At 65.8% G+C, this 17871-nt stretch carries 19 protein-coding genes; 12 read left to right on the top strand and 7 right to left on the bottom strand.

Translation table 11 applies throughout. The features are described 5' to 3' along the window. Window positions 1–38 precede the first annotated feature (38 nt). The 11 genes from ACAV_RS04970 to ACAV_RS05020 all read left to right on the top strand — a co-directional run bounded on the left by ACAV_RS04970 (window position 39) and on the right by ACAV_RS05020 (window position 6734). Window positions 39–902: a D-hexose-6-phosphate mutarotase gene (locus ACAV_RS04970; RefSeq protein WP_013593479.1), complete on the top strand. Its 864-nt coding sequence runs from the start codon at window positions 39–41 to the stop codon at window positions 900–902. Between the two features lie 70 nt (window positions 903–972). Next, window positions 973–1773, top strand: coding sequence for an imidazole glycerol phosphate synthase subunit HisF (gene hisF / locus ACAV_RS04975; RefSeq protein WP_013593480.1), 801 nt, complete (start codon window positions 973–975; stop codon window positions 1771–1773). Window positions 1774–1838: 65 nt separating this feature from the next. Further along, complete coding sequence (gene hisI / locus ACAV_RS04980; RefSeq protein ID WP_013593481.1) at window positions 1839–2228, top strand: phosphoribosyl-AMP cyclohydrolase; 390 nt, start codon at window positions 1839–1841, stop codon at window positions 2226–2228. Between the two features lie 5 nt (window positions 2229–2233). After that, window positions 2234–2647, top strand: coding sequence for a phosphoribosyl-ATP diphosphatase (locus ACAV_RS04985; protein ID WP_013593482.1), 414 nt, complete (start codon window positions 2234–2236; stop codon window positions 2645–2647). An 11-nt stretch (window positions 2648–2658) separates the two neighbouring features. Next, window positions 2659–3045: a DUF4870 family protein gene (locus tag ACAV_RS04990; RefSeq protein ID WP_013593483.1), complete on the top strand. Its 387-nt coding sequence runs from the start codon at window positions 2659–2661 to the stop codon at window positions 3043–3045. After that, window positions 3038–4075, top strand: coding sequence for a patatin-like phospholipase family protein (locus tag ACAV_RS04995; protein WP_013593484.1), 1038 nt, complete (start codon window positions 3038–3040; stop codon window positions 4073–4075). The genes ACAV_RS04990 and ACAV_RS04995 overlap by 8 nt, the downstream gene beginning before the upstream one ends. Window positions 4076–4108: 33 nt before the next feature. Continuing rightward, the gene (locus ACAV_RS05000; protein ID WP_013593485.1) at window positions 4109–4465 is read left to right on the top strand and encodes a histidine triad nucleotide-binding protein; all 357 of its coding nucleotides are present in this window, start codon (window positions 4109–4111) and stop codon (window positions 4463–4465) included. Between the two features lie 85 nt (window positions 4466–4550). Beyond that, a complete protein-coding gene (gene tatA, locus ACAV_RS05005) occupies window positions 4551–4814 on the top strand; it encodes a Sec-independent protein translocase subunit TatA (protein WP_013593486.1) in 264 nt (87 codons plus the stop codon). 60 nt (window positions 4815–4874) lie between these two features. Beyond that, complete coding sequence (tatB, locus tag ACAV_RS05010; RefSeq protein WP_013593487.1) at window positions 4875–5369, top strand: Sec-independent protein translocase protein TatB; 495 nt, start codon at window positions 4875–4877, stop codon at window positions 5367–5369. Between the two features lie 54 nt (window positions 5370–5423). Beyond that, complete coding sequence (tatC, locus tag ACAV_RS05015) at window positions 5424–6221, top strand: twin-arginine translocase subunit TatC (RefSeq protein ID WP_013593488.1); 798 nt, start codon at window positions 5424–5426, stop codon at window positions 6219–6221. Window positions 6222–6269: 48 nt separating this feature from the next. Beyond that, window positions 6270–6734 carry a hypothetical protein gene (locus ACAV_RS05020; protein WP_013593489.1) on the top strand — a complete coding sequence of 155 codons (465 nt, stop codon included), beginning with the start codon at window positions 6270–6272 and terminating at the stop codon, window positions 6732–6734. 158 nt (window positions 6735–6892) lie between these two features. Here ACAV_RS05020 and ACAV_RS05025 read toward each other — a convergent pair whose 3' ends face one another. The 7 genes from ACAV_RS05025 to ACAV_RS05055 form a co-directional block, all read right to left on the bottom strand. Next, complete coding sequence (locus ACAV_RS05025) at window positions 6893–7705, bottom strand: IS5 family transposase (protein WP_013592780.1); 813 nt, start codon at window positions 7703–7705, stop codon at window positions 6893–6895. 69 nt (window positions 7706–7774) lie between these two features. After that, window positions 7775–8872: a caspase family protein gene (locus tag ACAV_RS05030; RefSeq protein WP_013593490.1), complete on the bottom strand. Its 1098-nt coding sequence runs from the start codon at window positions 8870–8872 to the stop codon at window positions 7775–7777. A gap of 4 nt (window positions 8873–8876) precedes the next feature. After that, the gene (locus ACAV_RS05035) at window positions 8877–11345 is read right to left on the bottom strand and encodes a GAP1-N1 domain-containing protein (protein WP_013593491.1); all 2469 of its coding nucleotides are present in this window, start codon (window positions 11343–11345) and stop codon (window positions 8877–8879) included. Further along, a complete protein-coding gene (locus tag ACAV_RS05040) occupies window positions 11345–12181 on the bottom strand; it encodes a TRAFAC clade GTPase domain-containing protein (RefSeq protein ID WP_013593492.1) in 837 nt (278 codons plus the stop codon). The genes ACAV_RS05035 and ACAV_RS05040 overlap by 1 nt, the downstream gene beginning before the upstream one ends. Then, a complete protein-coding gene (locus tag ACAV_RS24490) occupies window positions 12174–13142 on the bottom strand; it encodes a TRAFAC clade GTPase domain-containing protein (RefSeq protein WP_013593493.1) in 969 nt (322 codons plus the stop codon). The genes ACAV_RS05040 and ACAV_RS24490 overlap by 8 nt, the downstream gene beginning before the upstream one ends. Then, window positions 13139–14428 (bottom strand): GTPase-associated system all-helical protein GASH, encoded by a 1290-nt coding sequence (locus ACAV_RS05050; RefSeq protein WP_041828584.1) that lies wholly within the window; start codon window positions 14426–14428, stop codon window positions 13139–13141. Before ACAV_RS05050 ends, ACAV_RS24490 begins: the two co-directional genes overlap by 4 nt. Before the next feature lie 582 nt (window positions 14429–15010). Then, window positions 15011–16156 (bottom strand): trypsin-like peptidase domain-containing protein, encoded by a 1146-nt coding sequence (locus ACAV_RS05055; protein WP_013593495.1) that lies wholly within the window; start codon window positions 16154–16156, stop codon window positions 15011–15013. Window positions 16157–16533: 377 nt separating this feature from the next. Here ACAV_RS05055 and ACAV_RS05060 point away from each other — a divergent pair, with 377 nt between their 5' ends. Beyond that, window positions 16534–17862 carry an MFS transporter gene (locus ACAV_RS05060; protein ID WP_013593496.1) on the top strand — a complete coding sequence of 443 codons (1329 nt, stop codon included), beginning with the start codon at window positions 16534–16536 and terminating at the stop codon, window positions 17860–17862. Window positions 17863–17871 lie beyond the last annotated feature (9 nt).

The following is a 17871-nucleotide window of genomic DNA, read 5'->3' on the forward strand; positions in this document are numbered from 1 at the left end:
GCGGCTGCGCAAAGGCCGTCACTCCTACAATCCGAAATATGACAGCCACCGCTCCGGCCGTGCCCGCGGCCTCCCTCCCGCCATTTCCGGACCTGCCCGCCGTCCGCCTGCACAACCCCCGGTCGGGCGCCGCCACCGTGGCTTTCCAAGGGGCGCAGGTGCTTTCCTGGACCACCGCGGACGGCGTCGAGCGCCTTTTCCTGAGCCCCCGGTCGGCCCATGACGGACACACGGCGATCCGCGGCGGGGTGCCGGTCTGCTGCCCCCAATTCAACCAGCGCGGGGCTTTGCCCAAGCATGGCTTCATGCGAAATTTGCCTTGGAAATTGGTATCCGAGTCGTCAAACGGTCACGTGACGGGTGCCGTGATGGCGCTCGGGGACGACGAGGCCACCCGCGCGATCTGGCCCCATGCCTTCCAGGCGCTGCTGAGCGTCGAATTGTCCGGGGATGCGCTGCGCGTGTCGCTGACACTGCGCAACACCGGCGATGTGCCCTGGTCCTTCACCGGGGCGCTGCATACCTACCTGCGGGTGGCGGACATCGCCCGGGCGCAGGTGGACGGCCTGCAGGGCTGCGCCCGCTGGGACGCCGTGGCCGACCGGCGCGGCGTGCAGGAGGGCGCGGTGCGCTTCGACGGCGAATACGACAGCGTGTTCGATGCCCCGGGCGCGCCGCTGCGCGTGGACACGGGGCAGGGCGTGCTGGCCGCCACCCAGGGCGGCTGGACCGAGAATGTGGTCTGGAATCCCGGGGCCGGGCGCTGCGCGGCGCTGCCGGACATGCCCGCAGACGGCTTCCGCCACATGCTCTGCGTCGAGGCGGCCTGCGTGCACCGGCCCGTCGAAGTCGCGCCGGGCGCCGAATGGACCGGCTGGCAACGGTTCGAAGTGCTGCGCTGACGGCCCCCAGGGTTCCGCTCCTCTTTCTTCTCTTCTTCCTTCCTTTTTCTCTCTCTCGCAGGATCCGCCCATGCTGGCCAAACGCATCATTCCCTGTCTGGACGTCACCGGAGGCCGCGTCGTGAAGGGCGTGAACTTCCTGGAGCTGCGCGATGCCGGCGACCCGGTGGAGATCGCCGCACGCTACAACGCCCAGGGGGCGGACGAGCTCACCTTCCTGGACATCACCGCCACCAGCGACGGGCGCGACCTGATCCTGCCCATCATCGAGGCCGTGGCCAGCCAGGTGTTCATTCCCCTCACCGTGGGCGGCGGCGTGCGCACCGTGGAGGACGTGCGGCGCCTGCTGAACGCGGGCGCGGACAAGACCAGCTTCAATTCCGCCGCCATCGCCAACCCGGAGGTGATCGACGCCGCCTCCGCGAAATACGGCGCGCAGTGCATCGTGGTGGCCATCGACGCCAAGCGCCGCACCCCCGAGGAGGCCGCGCGCCCCGGCCCCGACGGCGCACCCCGCGGCGAAGGCTGGGACGTGTACAGCCACGGCGGGCGCAAGAACACCGGCCTGGACGCCGTGCAGTGGGCGGCCGAGATGGCGCGCCGCGGCGCGGGCGAGATCCTGCTCACCAGCATGGACCGGGACGGCACCAAGTCCGGCTTCGACCTGGCCCTGACCCGCGCCGTGAGCGACGCGGTGAGCGTGCCGGTGATCGCCTCGGGCGGCGTGGGCAGCCTCGACGACCTGGCCGACGGCGTGCAGCAGGGCGGGGCGGACGCGGTCCTGGCCGCCAGCATCTTCCACTACGGCGAATACACGGTGGGGCAGGCCAAGGAACGCATGGCCGCGCGGGGCATCCCCGTGCGCCTCTAGAGGCATGCCCCGGAGGGCATCCTGGCTGTCATGCTGCAGTGCAACAAAAAGCGGAGAATGGGGCGATGAACTGGCTCGATGAAGTGAAATGGGATGCGCAGGGCCTGGTGCCCGTGATCGCGCAGGAAGCGGCCACGGGCGACGTGCTCATGTTCGCCTGGATGAACCGCGAGGCCCTGGCGAAAACGGCCGAACTGGGCCGCGCGGTGTATTTCAGCCGCTCGCGCGGCAGGCTGTGGTTCAAGGGCGAGGAATCCGGCCACGTGCAGACCGTGCACGAGATCCGGCTCGATTGCGACAACGACGTGGTGCTGCTCAAGGTGACCCAGCTGGGCCACGAGCCCGGCATCGCCTGCCACACCGGCCGGCACAGCTGCTTCTTCAGCGTGCTGAAGGACGGCGCCTGGCAGGCCGTCGATCCGGTCTTGAAAGACCCCGAATCCATCTACAAGTGACAGCGATGAACCACGATTCCCTTTCGCCCGGGTCCGCGCCGGCCGTGCATTCCGGCGATGCGCTCGCCCGGCTTGCCGCCGTGATCGAAAGCCGCAAGCCCGCCAACGGCGGCGACGCCGACAAGAGCTACGTCGCGCGCCTGCTGCACAAGGGCCCGGACGCCTTCCTCAAGAAGATCGGCGAAGAGGCCACCGAGGTGGTCATGGCCGCCAAGGACGTGGACCACGGCGCGGACGCCTCCAAGCTCGTCTACGAGGTGGCCGACCTCTGGTTCCACTCCATGATCGCCCTGGCGCACTACGGCCTGGCGCCCGCCGACGTGGTGGCCGAGCTGGAGCGCCGCGAAGGCACCAGCGGCATCGAGGAAAAGGCGCTGCGCAAGTCGCTGCAGCGCGCCGCCGACGAATCCCAACCCTGAGGACCGCCGACATGAACCGCAACGACATCACCGACATCGACCTCGACGCGCGCGCCGACGGCCTGAAAACCATCGGCTGGGTGAGCTACATCCTGCACCTCATCGTTGCGGTGGGCGCCGTCATCCCGGGCGCGCAGCCCGGCGCGGCGCTGCTGATCATCGCCCTCGTCATCGACCTGGTGAAAAAAAGCGATGCCGAGGGCACGTGGCAGGCCTCGCACTTCTCCTGGCGCATCCGCACCGTGATCTGGGCCGGGGTGCTGTACGTGCTCACGGCGCCGCTGTGGATATTGATCTTCCCCGGCTGGATCGCCTGGGGCCTGATCTCCATCTGGTTCCTCTACCGCATCGTGCGCGGCATGGTGGCCATGAACAAGGGACAGGCCATCGATGTCTGAGCGGGCCGCGCCGGCACCGGGCTCGGTGCCCCTCAACCTCGCCCTGCAGGGCGGGGGATCGCACGGCGCGCTCACCTGGGGCGTGCTGGATGCGCTACTGGAAGACGGCCGCTTCCACTTCGAGGGCATCAGCGGCACCAGCGCCGGCGCGATGAACGCGGTGGCGCTGGCCCACGGCTTCGCCCAGGCCGCCCACCAGAACCCCGGGCTGCGCGGCGAGGCGCTGCACGAGCGCGGCTGCGCCATGGCGCGCGAGTCCCTCACGCGGCTGTGGGAGGGCGTGGGCGCCATGGGCAGCCTGATGTGGGGCGTGCCGCTCGCCTCCACGCCCCTGATGGGCATGATGTCGCAGTGGCTGTCGCCCTACCAGACCAATCCGCTGGGCATCAACCCGCTGCGCCGGCTGCTGGAGCGCGAGGTCGATTTCGACGTATTGCGCGACGCGCCGGGGCCGCGCGTCTTCGTCTGCGCCACCAACGTGCGCACCGGCCGCGGCGTGATCTTCTCGGGCCAGCGCCTGAGCGCCGACGCCGTCATGGCCTCGGCCTGCCTGCCGCTGCTCTTCAAGGCGGTGCAGATCGAGGGCGAGCACTACTGGGACGGCGGCTACTCCGGCAACCCCGCGCTGCACCCGCTGATCTACAAGACCCGCTGCGCCGACATCCTGCTGGTGCAGATCAACCCCATCGAGCACACCGAACTGCCCGACAGCGCGGCCGACATCATGGAGCGCATGAACGAGGTCACCTTCAACGCCAGCCTGCTGGCCGAGATGCGCGCCATCGAGTTCGTCCGCCGCCTGCTCGCCGAGGGCAAGCTGGATGCGCAGCGCTACAAGAGCGTGCGCATGCACCGCATCGACGGCGGCTCCGTGCTGGCCGAGTTCGGCGCCTCCAGCAAGCTGCGCGCCGACCTGACGTTCGTGCGCCAGCTCTTCGCGCTCGGCCGCGCGGCCGGGCAGGCCTGGATCGAGCGCCACCACGGGGACGTCGGGGTGCGGCCCACGGTGAACATCGCCGACAATGCCTGACGCGTTTCCAGACCCGTTTCCCTTTCCCACGCCATGCACGATCCCGACTGCCTCTTCTGCAAGATCATCGCCGGCCAGATCCCCTCGCGGAAGGTCTATGAGGACGACGAAGTCTTCGCCTTCCACGACATCCACCCCGGCGCACCCGTCCACTTCCTCATGGTGCCCAAGCAGCACGTGCACTCCATGGCCGGCGTGACCGATGCCCATGCCGGCGTGCTCGGCCGCATGATGGTGCTGGCGCCGAAGCTGGCGCTGGAGCAGGGCTGCAATCCCTATCCGGACGGCGGATTCCGCATCGTGGTAAACACCGGCACGGAAGGTGGCCAGGAAGTGCACCACCTGCACCTGCATGTCATGGGCGGTCCGCGCCCCTGGCTCAAGGGCTGAAACCGCCCCCGGCGGCGGTCAGGGATATGAAACTTCCGTGACTTGCGCCGGGTCTAGAATGGGCCGTATTCGTTAGGAGATTTCCATGGGTTCCTTTTCCATCTGGCACTGGCTGATCGTGCTGCTCATCGTGGTGATGGTGTTCGGCACGAAGAAGCTCAAGAACATCGGCTCCGACCTCGGCGGTGCCGTGAAGGGCTTCAAGGACGGCATGAAGGACGGCACCGCGCCCGACGGCACGCCCGCCTCCACCACCGCCGCCACGCCCCCCGCAGGGCAGGTGACGAACCAGCAGGCGCACGCCGCCGACCCGGGCACGATCGACGTCGAGGCCAGGCACAAGGGCTGACCGCTCCGGTCCTTTCTTCCGTCCCCCCTGTTTCCCTGCTGAACCGCCCTCCCGCCTTCCATGATCGACATCGGCCTCTCCAAGATGGCGCTGATCGGCGCCGTGGCGCTCATCGTCATCGGCCCCGAGAAGCTGCCCCGCGTCGCGCGCACCGTCGGCACCCTGCTGGGCAAGGCGCAGCGCTACGTGGCCGACGTGAAGGCGGAGGTCAACCGCTCCATGGAACTGGACGAGCTGCGCAAGATGAAGGACACGGTGGAGACCGCCGCGCGCGATGTCCACCACAGCTTCCAGACCCACGCGAGCGAATTCCAGAAGGACTGGGAATCCGGCACCTCCGATGCGGCCGCGGCCGGCCACGACGGCAGCCTGGACCCCGCCGCCCTGGAAGGGCCATCGTCCCGCATCGTCCCGACCTACAAGCACCCCGGCAAGAACTGGCGCCTCAAGCGCAGTGCCACCCCGCAGTGGTACAAGGCGCGCGCCGGCGTGCGCACCAAGGCCCAGTCGGGCGCTGCGCGCGTCGCGCGCTTCCGGCCCCGCAAGTTCCAGTGATGGCCTGCTGACGGCCGCGTCCGCGCGGCCCCGCGCGGGCCGCCCACCTCCACCATGTCCGAAAAACCCTCTCCCGAAGACGAGCTGGCCGGTACCGAGCAGCCGTTCGTCGCGCACCTCATGGAACTGCGCGACCGCCTCATCAAGGCCATCGTCGCCGTCGGCATCGTCGGGGCCGTGCTCTTCTTCTACCCCGGCCCGGGCCGGCTCTACGACCTGCTGGCCGCGCCCCTGGTGGCGCACCTGCCCGCGGGCGCGACGCTGATCGCCACCTCGGTGATCTCGCCCTTCATGGTGCCGCTCAAGATCCTGCTGATGTCGGCCTTCCTGGTGGCCCTGCCCGTGGTGCTCTACCAGGTGTGGGCCTTCGTGGCGCCGGGCCTGTACTCGCACGAGAAGAAGCTCGTGCTGCCCCTGGTCATCTCCAGCACCGTGCTGTTCTTCGCGGGCGTGGCGTTCTGCTACTTCTTCGTATTCGGGCAGGTGTTCAGCTTCATCCAGAGCTTCGCGCCCAAGAGCATCACCGCCGCGCCGGACATCGAGGCCTACCTGAGCTTCGTGCTCACCATGTTCCTGGCCTTCGGCCTGGCCTTCGAGGTGCCCGTGGTCGTCGTCGTGCTGGCGCGCATGGGCATCGTCGATGTGGCCAAGCTCAAGAGCTTCCGCGGCTACTTCATCGTCGTCGCCTTCATCATCGCCGCCGTCGTCACCCCGCCGGACGTGGTGTCGCAACTCGCGCTGGCCGTGCCGATGTGCCTGCTGTACGAACTGGGCATCTGGGCGGCGCAGATCTTCATCCGGCACACGCAGGCGCCGGAGGATGCGGCGGAGCAGCGGGAGCCGTCGGCCTGAGGGTTGCGACGAACTGCACGCGCTCTGACCAGGGAGGGAAGGAAGAACGTGCAGATCCACCATCTCCGCCTGCTGGCGGACTATCACCAATTCATCCTGCAGGACGAGGCGGCCGAGGGCGACCTCTCCAGCGCCTGGGACGACGCAGCCGTGCGTCGCATGCTGGCGGTCGCGCCTGGCATTGTGGGTTGCGGCACCGTGCGGAACATGCAGGTGCCGGTGACGCTGGAGCTGTGGGATGCCGAGCCGCCGGCGGATGTCGAGCGCTTCGACCATGTGGTGGAGGCATCGCTTGCCTTGGCATCCGGGACGCTGGTGGTGGCGGGCTGTACGGACTATTTGCCGGACGCAGCGCGGTTTGCCTTGGTGCCGGGGGTGTACCGGGTGAGGTTGTCGGCTGCGGGGTTGGGGTTGCTGTCGGAGGATGGGCTGGAGGGGGAGGACTGGTACCGGGTGCAGGTATGGCCGGGGGTGGAGGCGGCGCCTGTAGTGGTGAAGCAGTATTTGGATTGAGTGCGGGAGGGCTCTGCTGGCATCTGACAAACGGCTGCCTCTTCAGTAACCGCTTCAGGCTGGGGCCGGTCGGTCAAGTTAAACCGCGCGAATGACGGTGGTCACCGATACCGGACATTGAACGACTAAAGCGTCTTACCCGCCTTGCCTAGAGCGTGTTATGAACTTCCCGCCGCAGCCAGCACCCGCGCGGCGGCGGGCAACATGAGCACCGCAAACACCAGGAAATGCATCCCGCCGAGCACTTCGGGTAGCCGCTCGTAGTCCCGGGAGAGCCTGCGAAACCTTGCCAGCCAGCCGAAGCTTCTCTCCACCACCCAGCGGCGCGGCAGCAGCACAAAGCCCTTCTTCGCCTCGGGCAGCTTCACGATCTGCAGGTCAATTCCGCTGTCCTGCGCCGCCTTGGATGCCGCTTCACCCGTGTAGCCCTGGTCGGCCCAAGCCAGTTGTACCGTGTGGCCCGTAGCCTGCTGTACGTCTTCGCACAGGCGCTGCACCTGCGCACGCTCCTGTTCGTCTGCCGGCGTGACATGCACCGCCAGCAGATGACCCAGCGTGTCCACGGCCATATGCACTTTGCTGCCGCGCTTGCGTTTGTAGCCGTCGTAGCCCGCGCGCGGCCCGCTCTCGCAGCTCGATTGCAGTGTGCGCCCGTCCATCACCATGGCGCTGGGCTGGCCCTGGCGCCCCTGTGCCACGCGGATGATGGAGCGCAAATCCGAGACCATCGCCTCGAAGCAACCCGCATCCAGCCACCGGCGGCTCTGCTGGTAGACCGCCTCCCAGGGTGGCAGATCGTTGGGCAGCATCCGCCAAGGTGCTCCCGCGCGCACCAGCCAGCGCAGGGCGTTGAAGACTTCGCGCAGGTCGTGTCCACGCTGAGGCGCATGCGGGTCCATCAGGGTCAGGTACGGCGCAGCGAAGCTCCATTCTTCATCGCTCACGTCCGTCGGGTAGGGCTTGCGGGGCATCTGCAAACTCTACCCTCGGCTCCGCGCTCAGGGAGCAAAGTTCATAACACGCTCTAAGCCGCGAGATCGCTAGACGACAAGCAACCGGCGCAAACGGGGGTTGTTCCCGTATTCAGTTGCTGCTTCTTTCAGGAGGCCATCCATTGTGATTGCGCCGCCGCCACCGAGCGAAAGCGTGCGAAGTGCAGCATGCCAAGCTGCACGCCCAGTGCTCGCGGCACGCAGGCTTGCGAGGTCACCGCCAGCGCGCGACCAAATCTCGCGGTCCGTTGGCCCTTGCGGATATAGGGCAGCCATGAGGTCCTCGACCTCTTTGGGGTCGGCCACCGTCTTGCCGGACGTCTGCGTGGTTAAGTCGGCGCCTTCGTCTTCTTCGGATTTAAGAAGGCCGCCTTTGCGCAGAGCAACCGGGAAGTTATCTTGCGTTCTGGTCGTCAGCACGGGATTCTGGTCACCTACTTCCTTCTTGACCTTCTGCACCACGTAGTCGAAAAGGTCAAGAACGTGAATAAGGCCGTCCGACCGGTCGTCCACACCACCCCGCAGCCCCTTGAGAACGAAATGGGTGAACACGCTGTTCCGGTACCTCCCAAGAATCATGGAGTCCTGGTGCGCTTCGCTTGCCGAAATGATGACGCGGCCCTTGCCTGCGGCGAGCTTGTCAAGGCGTGCGCCACCGAACTCCCACTTAAGCAAGTCTTCGCCTTCCTCAGCTTTAATGCGGGCAACCCCACCGGAGCGGCAGGCATCGATAAGGACAAGCAGGCGTTCGGTCTTTATTTGCTGCAGCAGGTCGGAGAGCTCCTCGGCCTCAATGCCGGTCTCGCGCGGTCGCCTGCTATCGAACTCGGGCGGGCACAGGTATGTGCCCACTTCAGGTCCGGACGTGCGCTGCGCGCCATGTCCCGAAAAGTAGACGACCACCGTGTCAGAAGGCTGGGCCTGTGCGGCCAGCTCCTGCAGGCCCGAGATGAGTGCACTGCGCGATGCCTCCTGATTGCGAAGCACGCGGACATTTGCCGCCGCGTAACCACAGTGCTTCGGGCTAACCAGCAGGTTCTCCATGTCGTCAGCGTCGTAAATGGGAGCTAGGCCAAGGTCCGACAGTGTGTCGTAGTCGCCGATTCCGACGATGAAAGCGCGACCAGAGTGGAATGACTTGCTCATGTTCCTAGCTTAACGCGCGGCTGTCGCGGAGAACCTGCAGTACAGGATTGCCGCCGAAGTCACGCAGCGAGGTGTCGAGCAGCTTCGAGGAGCGTGGCCCGTTTCCTGAGCGAACCTGCTTGAGGCAGCGATGCCACTGCGCGACTCCATTCCCCTTCCATTCGAGGTCCTCGTTGTTCCCACCGCTTCTGCTCCAGATCTCTTGGTCGGTAGGGCCGCCGGGATAGAGCCTGGTGAGCGTTTCTTCGAACATCTGCCAAGCCTCATCCGGGCGGATTTCCACGGCTTTGCCTATGCGAAGGTACAAGGGGAAACTATCCCAGAACGACATCACGTTCAGGCACTCCTTGCACACGGCAAGGAACTGGTCACGAGTTTGAGCCAAGCTCGCCGCGCGCGAAGCTGCGGAACGCCAGAACCGGTCCCTGATGAGCGTGCCAATGGCCGCAGCTGGTCCAGAAGCCAGCCGCGTTCTCGCCCCGGCCAAGGAGTCGAGCAGGCCGACGCAGTCGTGGTCGCTTCGTGGGTGGACCTCGTTGATGATGCTGATGAAGAGCACCGGGTGCTTCTGAGCGACCGTGGCCAGCACATCGGAGTGACGAAGCATTACCCGCACCTCTGCGCCCAACGGCTCCTCCAGGGAGGCCATCGGCGCCGTGCCATCCAGCAGCGAGGCGACCCAGCCCGAGGCAGTCAGTGAGAGCGCTTTACTCTGAAAATCAGTTGGTATGAGCGCCCAAGCGTTAGCCCGGTTCGGCACCTTGGAGAGGTCTGCCAAACCTGTGCTGACCAGAGGAGCCCAGACGCGCTTGGATTTTTCTCCCGCCTCAATGATGCTCTGAATGCCTTTGACGCGATTGGGGACCTCGGCCGCGGCTGTGCGACGCTTGTCCGCGACCCGTTGGAGGATGTCAAACCACACGGGAGAGGCCCAGTCGAAATCGCCAATGAGGTTCGGACAGCTCACGACCGCGTTGGCTGCCAAGGCTGTGACCTCTTCAATGTCCTTGCGCACCGCCAGTTCGACGAGTTCGGCCGGGGTGGATTTCTTGAGTGCAAACTCGATAGCCTCGCGTAGCGCGCTCTTCGTGGTTGCCAGCTTGAGAACTTCGCTCAGGGCCTTGGAAGGGGCGTGCGCAGCAGCTAGTGCTGCGCCGCACAGCCCCCACGCCTGGCGTCTTGCGCTGACCTGCGCTAACGATTCAGCAACCGGAGCAGGCAAAGTGGCAGGCGCGTTCTCAGTCAGGGCGATCAGAAGTTTCTGCTCGTCAAGAAAACTGAGTACCGGCTCAATGTCCTGCGGCGAGTTCGCCATCGTGTCCCACGCGAGCGAGCTCACGGCAGCAGGAGATGCCTTGCTTGCAACCGCAAACCCGTCCTGCGCACGCCGGTTCCACCAATCCTGCTGTGCCGCCGCGCTAGATGCTTGCCTGAGGAGCTGTTGGTCCTCAGGCAGCGGCGCACGTACGCTGCCGGCCCTGTGTGCTACCCAATCCTGCAGTGCCTCGGCCAGCGTGACGGAATCGAAGCGCTCCAGCGGTAGGTTTCGCATCGAAAGAACGTCGGACGGCTTCCACTGGTCAGCTGTTGCCGTCAGGCGCTCCAGCGCGGCTGCTCGAAGCTGGCGCGCTATCGGAGCGTCGGACGACTTGGCTGCCAGAAGGCGCACGAGGATGATTGCGTTGTCTACGCTCGTCTCAGCCGTCCACAGCTCAAACGCTCGGTCCAACAGAACGAGCGCGCTTGGCGACTGCAAGTCAAAGCCTGCTTGCTCTCCAAACTCCAGCAACGGCCTGCCTTCCGGCATGTTCAAGAGAGCCGCCACGCGCATAGTTGGGCCTGTCCCAGAAGGCTTGAGCACTTGCGCTGGCGCAAAGCGTGAAGCCAGCTCACGCGGCGCAGCGATGGCAAACGGCTCGCCTGGCTCTCCCGGAGCAAAGCTCAAGCTGAAAAGAACCTGCCGCCGCAGCTGCGGGGGGACCAACTGCAGGAGGTCCAACATGATGTCGTCGAACCCATCTTGGCCAACATGCACAACGGGCCGCGTTGCTGCCGCAATGAGGGCGTCGGCGATGCTCAGTAGCATTGGCTGCGGCGAGCCCGTCGGCTCCCGCGCGATTTCAATTGCGTCGAACGGTTCCTGTGACTGACTTTCGTGAGACTCCCGCACGTTCGCAGCCAGAGCCCTCATGTCAGGAACTTGGGCCAGCTCGTTCAGCGGGACGAATGCGGCGACCGAATCGACCATTCCCGCCCTGTCCGAGGCTTGGCTCGGGCGCGTATGCACGAGCACGAAGTAGTCCTGCTGGATGCCGGTGCGAAAGTAGGGTGCCCAGGCCAAACCCGCCGGAGCGGTGCCCGGTAAATCCGTGAGCCATGCAGCCTGCCTACACACGCCCTGCAGGCTAGGGTTTGTGCAGTGCAGCAGCGCATGCCCGCCCTTGGGGCCGTACCAGGCCTTGTGAACTCGCATCAGCTCTGGATTGCCGCAGCGAGTCTGGCGATGGGTAGCGTCAGGTCTGGGGAGTGCTGGCCGTCAGCGTCGATAACCCAGCCCATCGCTTCAGCACCCCTGTAGATGAAATCCTGGTTGGGCGATGCCTTGGTGAGCGCGACTCCCGTCGCCGAAAGTCCCAGGACGATTCGGCGCTGCTCGCTCCAATTGTTTCTGATGTAGTGGGCTAGCATCGGCAGGTTCTTGCAAAGCACGTCAGAAGGAGTGGTTCCCTGCGGCTCCTCGAGCTCATCCCAACACGAAAGCAGGACTGCTAGCGCGGGCTTGCGTCTTCCGGTTCTCGCACGCGAGGTGTACACCAGCATCTGCAGCAACTCCACCAAGCGCGCCTGCGGCGAGCACTCCACGGTGCCACCCGAGCGCGACGACTGCAAGTCGCTAAGCGGCTTGGAGAATATGTCGTGGCCCAACGGCACGTGCTTGGGTCGCACCATGAGAATCCAGCCATCGGCAGTCTCTACGCGCAGCTGCCATGAGGTGGGGACACGCCGCTCCTGCAGTAGCTGGCTGACTTGCTCGCCCGCGTAGTCAGGCCAGTTCAGGTCGATGGTCGTGCCATCGGACTGTACCGGAAGCAGTGTCTCGGTGTATGTACCTGCGGAGGTATGGGCGCCGGGCACGCCACGACTGAGCGACTGGGCCACTTCATCAAATGCGCCCAGGTCAGGAGCTGCGCCGCGCATCCGAAGCGCTCCAGTTTCTGCATTCAGGCGGCCAATCAGTTGGGCGCCGAAGTGGCTCTTACCGACGTTAGATTCGCCGAACACGGCAATTTTCAGGGTGGCCTCAGACACGGACGCCTCCAACGATTTGCAGAAGGTCCTGTTCCGGATGCAGCAACGCCTTCTTCGGAAACGTGGCGTCGCCAACTCGGACGACCCAGTCCAGAAGCTCCAGCAGCCCTTGGCCGCGGTTGTACGGCTCTTGTCCGGGCGCGGCGCGCATGCTCACGCTGAACGTCTCGTACGTGCCGAGTGCCAAGTCGGCCGCATTCTTCACCGCCGTGCGCATCTGTTCGTCAACCTGTACGTCGCACTTGGTCCAGACCAGCGCCACGGGGCGGCCACGTCGCTCCGCGCCAACTCTTCGCAAAAGACTTTGTAGGCTCGCGCGCGCGGGCCCGAGCCGTTGCCCCGCCAGCTCCTCGGAGTCAGCAATTACCAGGAGAACGTCTGCAGCGCCTGAGAGCCAAGCAGCACCAACGGCGTCTTCTGCTTCGCGACGCACCGACCATCGGCTGAACCACTCGCCAGGCGCGTCGGCAAAGAGCAAGTCATGTTGTCCATCGTCTACTTGCAAGTGAAGGTGCAGCAACCCGGGGTGCCGTCCACTGCCACTGGATGTGTGCGGTGGAAATGACGGCCCATGGGCACCGATCCAGCGTAGATTGCCTGCGATGTTTTCCCAACCCTCGAGCGTCAGTGAGCCGGCGAACGAGATGCCTGTCGGTCCGATGCCACGGCCAATGAGCAAGTACCACGCACCCAGGAGAGATGTCTTGCCGCTGCCAGCGACTCCGAAGACGCCCACCAGCCGAGTGCGGGTCGCGCCACTTAGAAATCCGATGTCACCAGCGCCCATGGCATTGCCCGTCCAGGGAAGTCGTGCGCCATCATCAGGCTCAGCTGCCGCAGCTTGCTCCTGCGCGTCCCAACTGCTCTGCCAGAACTTGCACTGCTGCAGCGAGCCTTCACCTACCTTGCAGCCGAGTTCATCCGGGGCAAGACACGCGGGATGCGAACACTGACGGCTCACGCGGCCGCCTCCGTGAGCTGCTCGACTGCATCCGGTGTCGCAAGCGCCTCGAGCGCTTTGATTTCGCGCAGCAGCCAAATCGCCCAGTCGCCCGGCAGCATCCTGAGCTCAGCGTCTACCCCGAGCTTGGCCGCCTCCGGCCTTCCTGCGGCGTAGGCGTTCGCCAGCGCCTGAACGACTAAGGTCCTCGAAGCGGTTGTCTGTTGCTCGGTTAGCCATCCGAACTGCGCCAGTTGCGAGGTCGTGCCATTCACCTGAAGCAGTTCATTCAGAGTGAGTTCAGTATCACCCTGGGCTCCCGTTGCAGCGCGGACCGACTCGAACAAGAGCGACTCGAGAGCCGGCGGATACACCTCAGGCAGCAGATCGGACATGTCCAGCGCCATGTGCCAAGCAACGAGCGCCGCGGGCAGCTTGCGATACGGCTTCTCCGCCGTTTCCGAGTAGAGACTCTGGCGCCACCACAGAAGGCGGCTGGTCGCTTCGCGCTGGTTGCTGCGCGCCTGTTCTGCGGCCAGGAACTCGTTCAGTTTGACAGTCACAGCATCCGCCAAGGACTTGAAAGCCGTCCCAGCGACTTTCAATGTACTCGCGGTTGCACGGTCGTGCACCTCGGCCAAGATTGGCGCCATACGCTCAGCAAAACTATATGACCAGTGCGTCGGCTGGTTCGGCCAGTGCTGATTTGCGTTGGAGAGTTCCACACCGCCTCGATTAGTGCTAGGTCCAGCAGCTGCGGCCACCTGAGCGAACCACGCGTTCTCGTCAATCTTCTTCAGGCTGTTCATAGGCGGGACAGCCAGGGGCGCTAAATTGGTCGCGCTGTTCTGGTCCGGCCAGGCCCGCTTGAGCCGCTCAGCAGTGATGGCATCTGCGCGCCCAACAAGGATTTCGAGAATGCGGGATTCCTGCCCGACCTTCAGCTGGGGGAGGATGTTTGCCGCAACCAGATTCACTGCTACAGCAAGCACGCCCTGCAACTTCATCGCCCGTATGACCGACTCCAGCACCACCGCGCGGTAGAGCGTCAGGGGTTCCCCTGTGAAGGCCCCTCGGTAAGTCGGCCAGTGGCCTTGAAGCACCGAACCAATCTGCAGGAGCGATGGGTCCTCGCCGGCACTGGGGTCCCACGCCGCCAGGAGTGGCGAGAGAGCACTTTGGGGGGCGGTGGCGTACGTCATGGCAAGCTCGCCGCAGGTGTTTTCAAGCTTCTCAAGGCGAGAGTCCTCGGCGCCAATATCTAAAAGTCGCGAGCTCAGGAATTCTTGAAGCAGGCTTGTCCCCATCACACTCCCCCTAAGTTTTTTTGAAGGCACACCATGATACTGCGCTGCTCAGCATGAACCCGGAGCCGTTCTGTTGCTGTAGCACAGAGATTCAAGAGCTTGTTGAGACAGGATGTCTGCAAGAAGCTAAATCTGGGCAGTGTGTTCCCCCCCCTTGCAAAGGGTAGCGCGGCCGCGAGATATCGAGCTCTTCGAATTGGGTATCGGCGCACCAAAAACCTGCTCGCGGTGCAACTGCTCAGAGAGCACTCCAAGCTGGCAGCCGCGATAAGGTGCCTCGGGATGGTTGGAAATATCCGAGCAAACGGAAATCTGGGGAAGGCGAAAAAGCGATCGTCTCGGAATGCACCGGGGTGGGCGCTCTTGATGGCGGGGAGCCGGCATGGCAAATATTCCAAAATCCAGGCGTTGCGGCCCAATTGGGCGGGTAGCTCAATGACCGGATTCGGACCGAGACCTCCCACCTCGCACCTCGCGACGTCGGGCGACAACTGGAAGCGCTGCAAAGTAGCCTTTCAGTAAAGCCGCCTCTCTCTAATTGAGTAAGCGTCACCTGCTCTCAGTCCGACATGAGCGTGTCCCTCACCGCCGCTGCCCCCTCTGCTGCGGCCGCGTCCCCGGCACCACATTCAACTCCAGTTGCGCATCCCCCCGCTGCAGCTGGAACGCCGCCGGCTCGCCCGGCTTCAGGGCCGCGACGGCGCTGAGCAGGGCGGAGACGTTGTCGGTGGGCTTATCGCCGACGCGCACGATCACGTCGCCGGGGCGGATGCCGGCGCGGGCGGCGGGGCCGTCCTGCAGGACGCCGGTGATGATGACGCCCTCGGTGGCGCGCACGCCGAAGGTGGCGGCGAGTTCGGGCGAGAGTTCGTTGGGCTCCACGCCGATCCAGCCGCGGGTGACCTGGCCGTCCTTGACGATGCCGTCGAGCACCAGCTTGGCGGTGGAGACGGGGATGGCGAAGCCGATGCCCATGCTGCCGCCGGAGCGGGAGTAGATGGCGGTGTTGATGCCCATCAGGTTGCCGTTGATGTCCACCAGCGCGCCGCCGGAGTTGCCGGGGTTGATGGCGGCGTCGGTCTGGATGAAGTTCTCGAAGGTATTGATGCCCAGCTGGCTGCGGCCCAGGGCGCTGACGATGCCGCTGGTGACGGTCTGGCCGACGCCGAAGGGGTTGCCGATGGCCAGCACCTGGTCGCCCACGGAGAGCTGGTCGGAGTTGCCCAACACCATGGCGGGCAGCTTGTCGAGGTCCACCTTCAGGATGGCGAGGTCGGTGTCCGGGTCGGTGCCGATCACGGTGGCGCGGGTGCGGCGGCTGTCGGCCAGGGTGACCTCGATCTCGTCCGCGCCTTCCACGACGTGGTTGTTGGTGAGGATGTAGCCGTCCGGGCTGACGATCACGCCGCTGCCCAGGCCGGTCTGCGTCTGCTGTGCGCCCTGGTCGCCGAAGAAGAACTGGAACCAGGGGTCGTTGCTGCGCGGGTTGCGCACGGCCTTGCTCGTGTTGATGCTGACGACGGCCGGGGCCGCCTTGCGCACCGCGGCGCTGAAGCTGCCGGCCACGGGCTGGGAGGAGGGGGCGGGCGGCGCCTCGATGAGCGAAATGCCGGCGCTGCTGCGCGTGGCGCCGCGCCGGATCCAGTCCGGTTGCAGGGTGGCGACGACGAAGTAGGCGGCGACGAACACGGTCACGGCCTGGGAGAACAGCAGCCAGAAGCGCTTCATGGTGACAGGTGGGGCGGCAAAGGCCCACATTGTCGCCACTTTGCGCGGCCGTGGGCCGTGGGAGGGCATGCCGACTGCGCCCAGTGCGATGAGGGGGGCATTCAGGCGCGTGCGCGGGCGCCGGAGGGAAAACCCTAAAATCGGGGCATGGCCGCCACCCGCGGCCTTTTGCTTTCGTTTTCCGTTTCTCTTTCTTTTCTTTTTTCTTCCAGCCCCGGCCCCGCGCCCGGCCGCCCGCAATCCACCCCCGCGGCCGGCCTTGCAGCCCGCGCCACCCGCCACGCTCCGCTCCGGTCCGGCGGCCGCAAGAGAAAGCCCTGGCGCCGCCGCATGCGTGGCCGTGCCCGGGCCGCACCCGTGCTTTTCCGGACCACGCCATGACTTCCTCTGCTTCCGCTGCCGCGAGCGCCGATGCCGCGCAGCCCCACCGCCCGCTCACGCGCGGCGACTACAAGACCCTCGGCCTTTCCGCGCTGGGCGGCACGCTCGAGTTCTACGATTTCGTGATCTACGTGTTCTTCGCCACGGTGGTGAGCGGCCTGTTCTTCCCGGCCGACATGCCCGACTGGCTGCGGCAGTTGCAGACCTTCGGCATCTTCGCGGCGGGCTACCTGGCCCGGCCGATCGGCGGCATCGTGATCGCCCACTTCGGCGACAAGCTGGGCCGCAAGCGCATGTTCAGCCTGTCGATCTTCCTCATGGCCGTGCCCACGCTGGTGATCGGCCTGCTGCCCACCTACGCGAGCATCGGCGTGGCGGCGCCGCTGCTGCTGCTGGCGATGCGCGTGCTGCAGGGCGCGGCGATCGGCGGCGAGATGCCCGGGGCCTGGGTGTTCGTGGCCGAGCACGTGCCGAAGAACCGCTACGGCCTGGGCGTGGGAACGCTGACGGCCGGCATCACCGGCGGCATCCTGCTGGGCTCGCTGGTGGCCATCGCCATCAACCGCACGTACACGCCTGCCGAGGTGCAGGGCTTCGCGTGGCGCATTCCGTTCATCCTGGGCGGCGTGTTCGGCCTGGTGTCGGTGTACCTGCGCCGCTTCCTGCACGAGACGCCGGTGTTCCAGGAGCTGGCCGCGCGCCGCGCCGTGGCGCGCGAGCTGCCGCTCAAGACCATCTTCCGCGACCACAAGGGCGCGATGCTGCTGGTGGCGCTGATGACCTGGGTGCTCTCCACCGCCGTGGTGGTGGTGGTGCTGATCACGCCGTCGTACCTGCAGAAAGTGCACCACCTGCCCGCCACGCTGGCGCTGGAGGCCAATGCCGTGGCCACGCTCACGCTGACCATCGGCTGCGTGGTGATGGGCTGGGCCACCGACCGCTTCGGCACCCGCGCGGTGATGCTGGTGGGCTGGGGCGGCCTGTTCCTGACCTCGTACCTGTTCTACCTGGGCCTGCCGGGCACGCCGGAGACGCTGGTGCGCAACTACGCGCTGGTGGGCTTTTTCGTGGGATCGATCGCGCTGCTGCCCATCGTGGGCGTGCGCGCCTTCCCGCCGGAAGTGCGGTTCTCGGGCCTTTCGTTCTCGTACAACATGGCCTATGCAGTGTTCGGCGGCATCACGCCGGTGCTGCTGACGGTGTGGATGCAGCGCGACCCGATGGCGCCCGCGCACTACGTGGCGGCCATGGGGCTGCTGGGATTCGTGCTGGGCTTCGTGCCGCTGGCCTCGCGCGGCTGGCAGCCCGCGCCTGTGCGGGCCTGAACGGGCCTT

Origin of the sequence: Paracidovorax avenae ATCC 19860 (genome assembly GCF_000176855.2) — a bacterium.
Taxonomy (GTDB): domain Bacteria; phylum Pseudomonadota; class Gammaproteobacteria; order Burkholderiales; family Burkholderiaceae_C; genus Paracidovorax; species Paracidovorax avenae.

Excerpts from the sequence above, each read along its gene's own strand:
- ACAV_RS05060 (WP_013593496.1), top strand. The coding sequence starts at position 16,534 with ATGACTTCCTCTGCTTCCGCTGCCGCGAGCGCCGATGCCGCGCAGCCC.
- ACAV_RS05025 (WP_013592780.1), bottom strand. The coding sequence starts at position 7,705 with ATGCCCCGCAAGCCCTACCCGACGGACGTGAGCGATGAAGAATGGAGC.
- hisF (WP_013593480.1), top strand. The coding sequence starts at position 973 with ATGCTGGCCAAACGCATCATTCCCTGTCTGGACGTCACCGGAGGCCGC.
- ACAV_RS05050 (WP_041828584.1), bottom strand. The coding sequence starts at position 14,428 with ATGGGGACAAGCCTGCTTCAAGAATTCCTGAGCTCGCGACTTTTAGAT.
- tatB (WP_013593487.1), top strand. The coding sequence starts at position 4,875 with ATGATCGACATCGGCCTCTCCAAGATGGCGCTGATCGGCGCCGTGGCG.
- tatA (WP_013593486.1), top strand. The coding sequence starts at position 4,551 with ATGGGTTCCTTTTCCATCTGGCACTGGCTGATCGTGCTGCTCATCGTG.
- ACAV_RS05030 (WP_013593490.1), bottom strand. The coding sequence starts at position 8,872 with ATGAGCAAGTCATTCCACTCTGGTCGCGCTTTCATCGTCGGAATCGGC.
- tatC (WP_013593488.1), top strand. The coding sequence starts at position 5,424 with ATGTCCGAAAAACCCTCTCCCGAAGACGAGCTGGCCGGTACCGAGCAG.
- ACAV_RS04970 (WP_013593479.1), top strand. The coding sequence starts at position 39 with ATGACAGCCACCGCTCCGGCCGTGCCCGCGGCCTCCCTCCCGCCATTT.
- ACAV_RS04995 (WP_013593484.1), top strand. The coding sequence starts at position 3,038 with ATGTCTGAGCGGGCCGCGCCGGCACCGGGCTCGGTGCCCCTCAACCTC.
- ACAV_RS05055 (WP_013593495.1), bottom strand. The coding sequence starts at position 16,156 with ATGAAGCGCTTCTGGCTGCTGTTCTCCCAGGCCGTGACCGTGTTCGTC.
- ACAV_RS05000 (WP_013593485.1), top strand. The coding sequence starts at position 4,109 with ATGCACGATCCCGACTGCCTCTTCTGCAAGATCATCGCCGGCCAGATC.
- ACAV_RS04990 (WP_013593483.1), top strand. The coding sequence starts at position 2,659 with ATGAACCGCAACGACATCACCGACATCGACCTCGACGCGCGCGCCGAC.
- hisI (WP_013593481.1), top strand. The coding sequence starts at position 1,839 with ATGAACTGGCTCGATGAAGTGAAATGGGATGCGCAGGGCCTGGTGCCC.
- ACAV_RS05035 (WP_013593491.1), bottom strand. The coding sequence starts at position 11,345 with ATGCGAGTTCACAAGGCCTGGTACGGCCCCAAGGGCGGGCATGCGCTG.
- ACAV_RS04985 (WP_013593482.1), top strand. The coding sequence starts at position 2,234 with ATGAACCACGATTCCCTTTCGCCCGGGTCCGCGCCGGCCGTGCATTCC.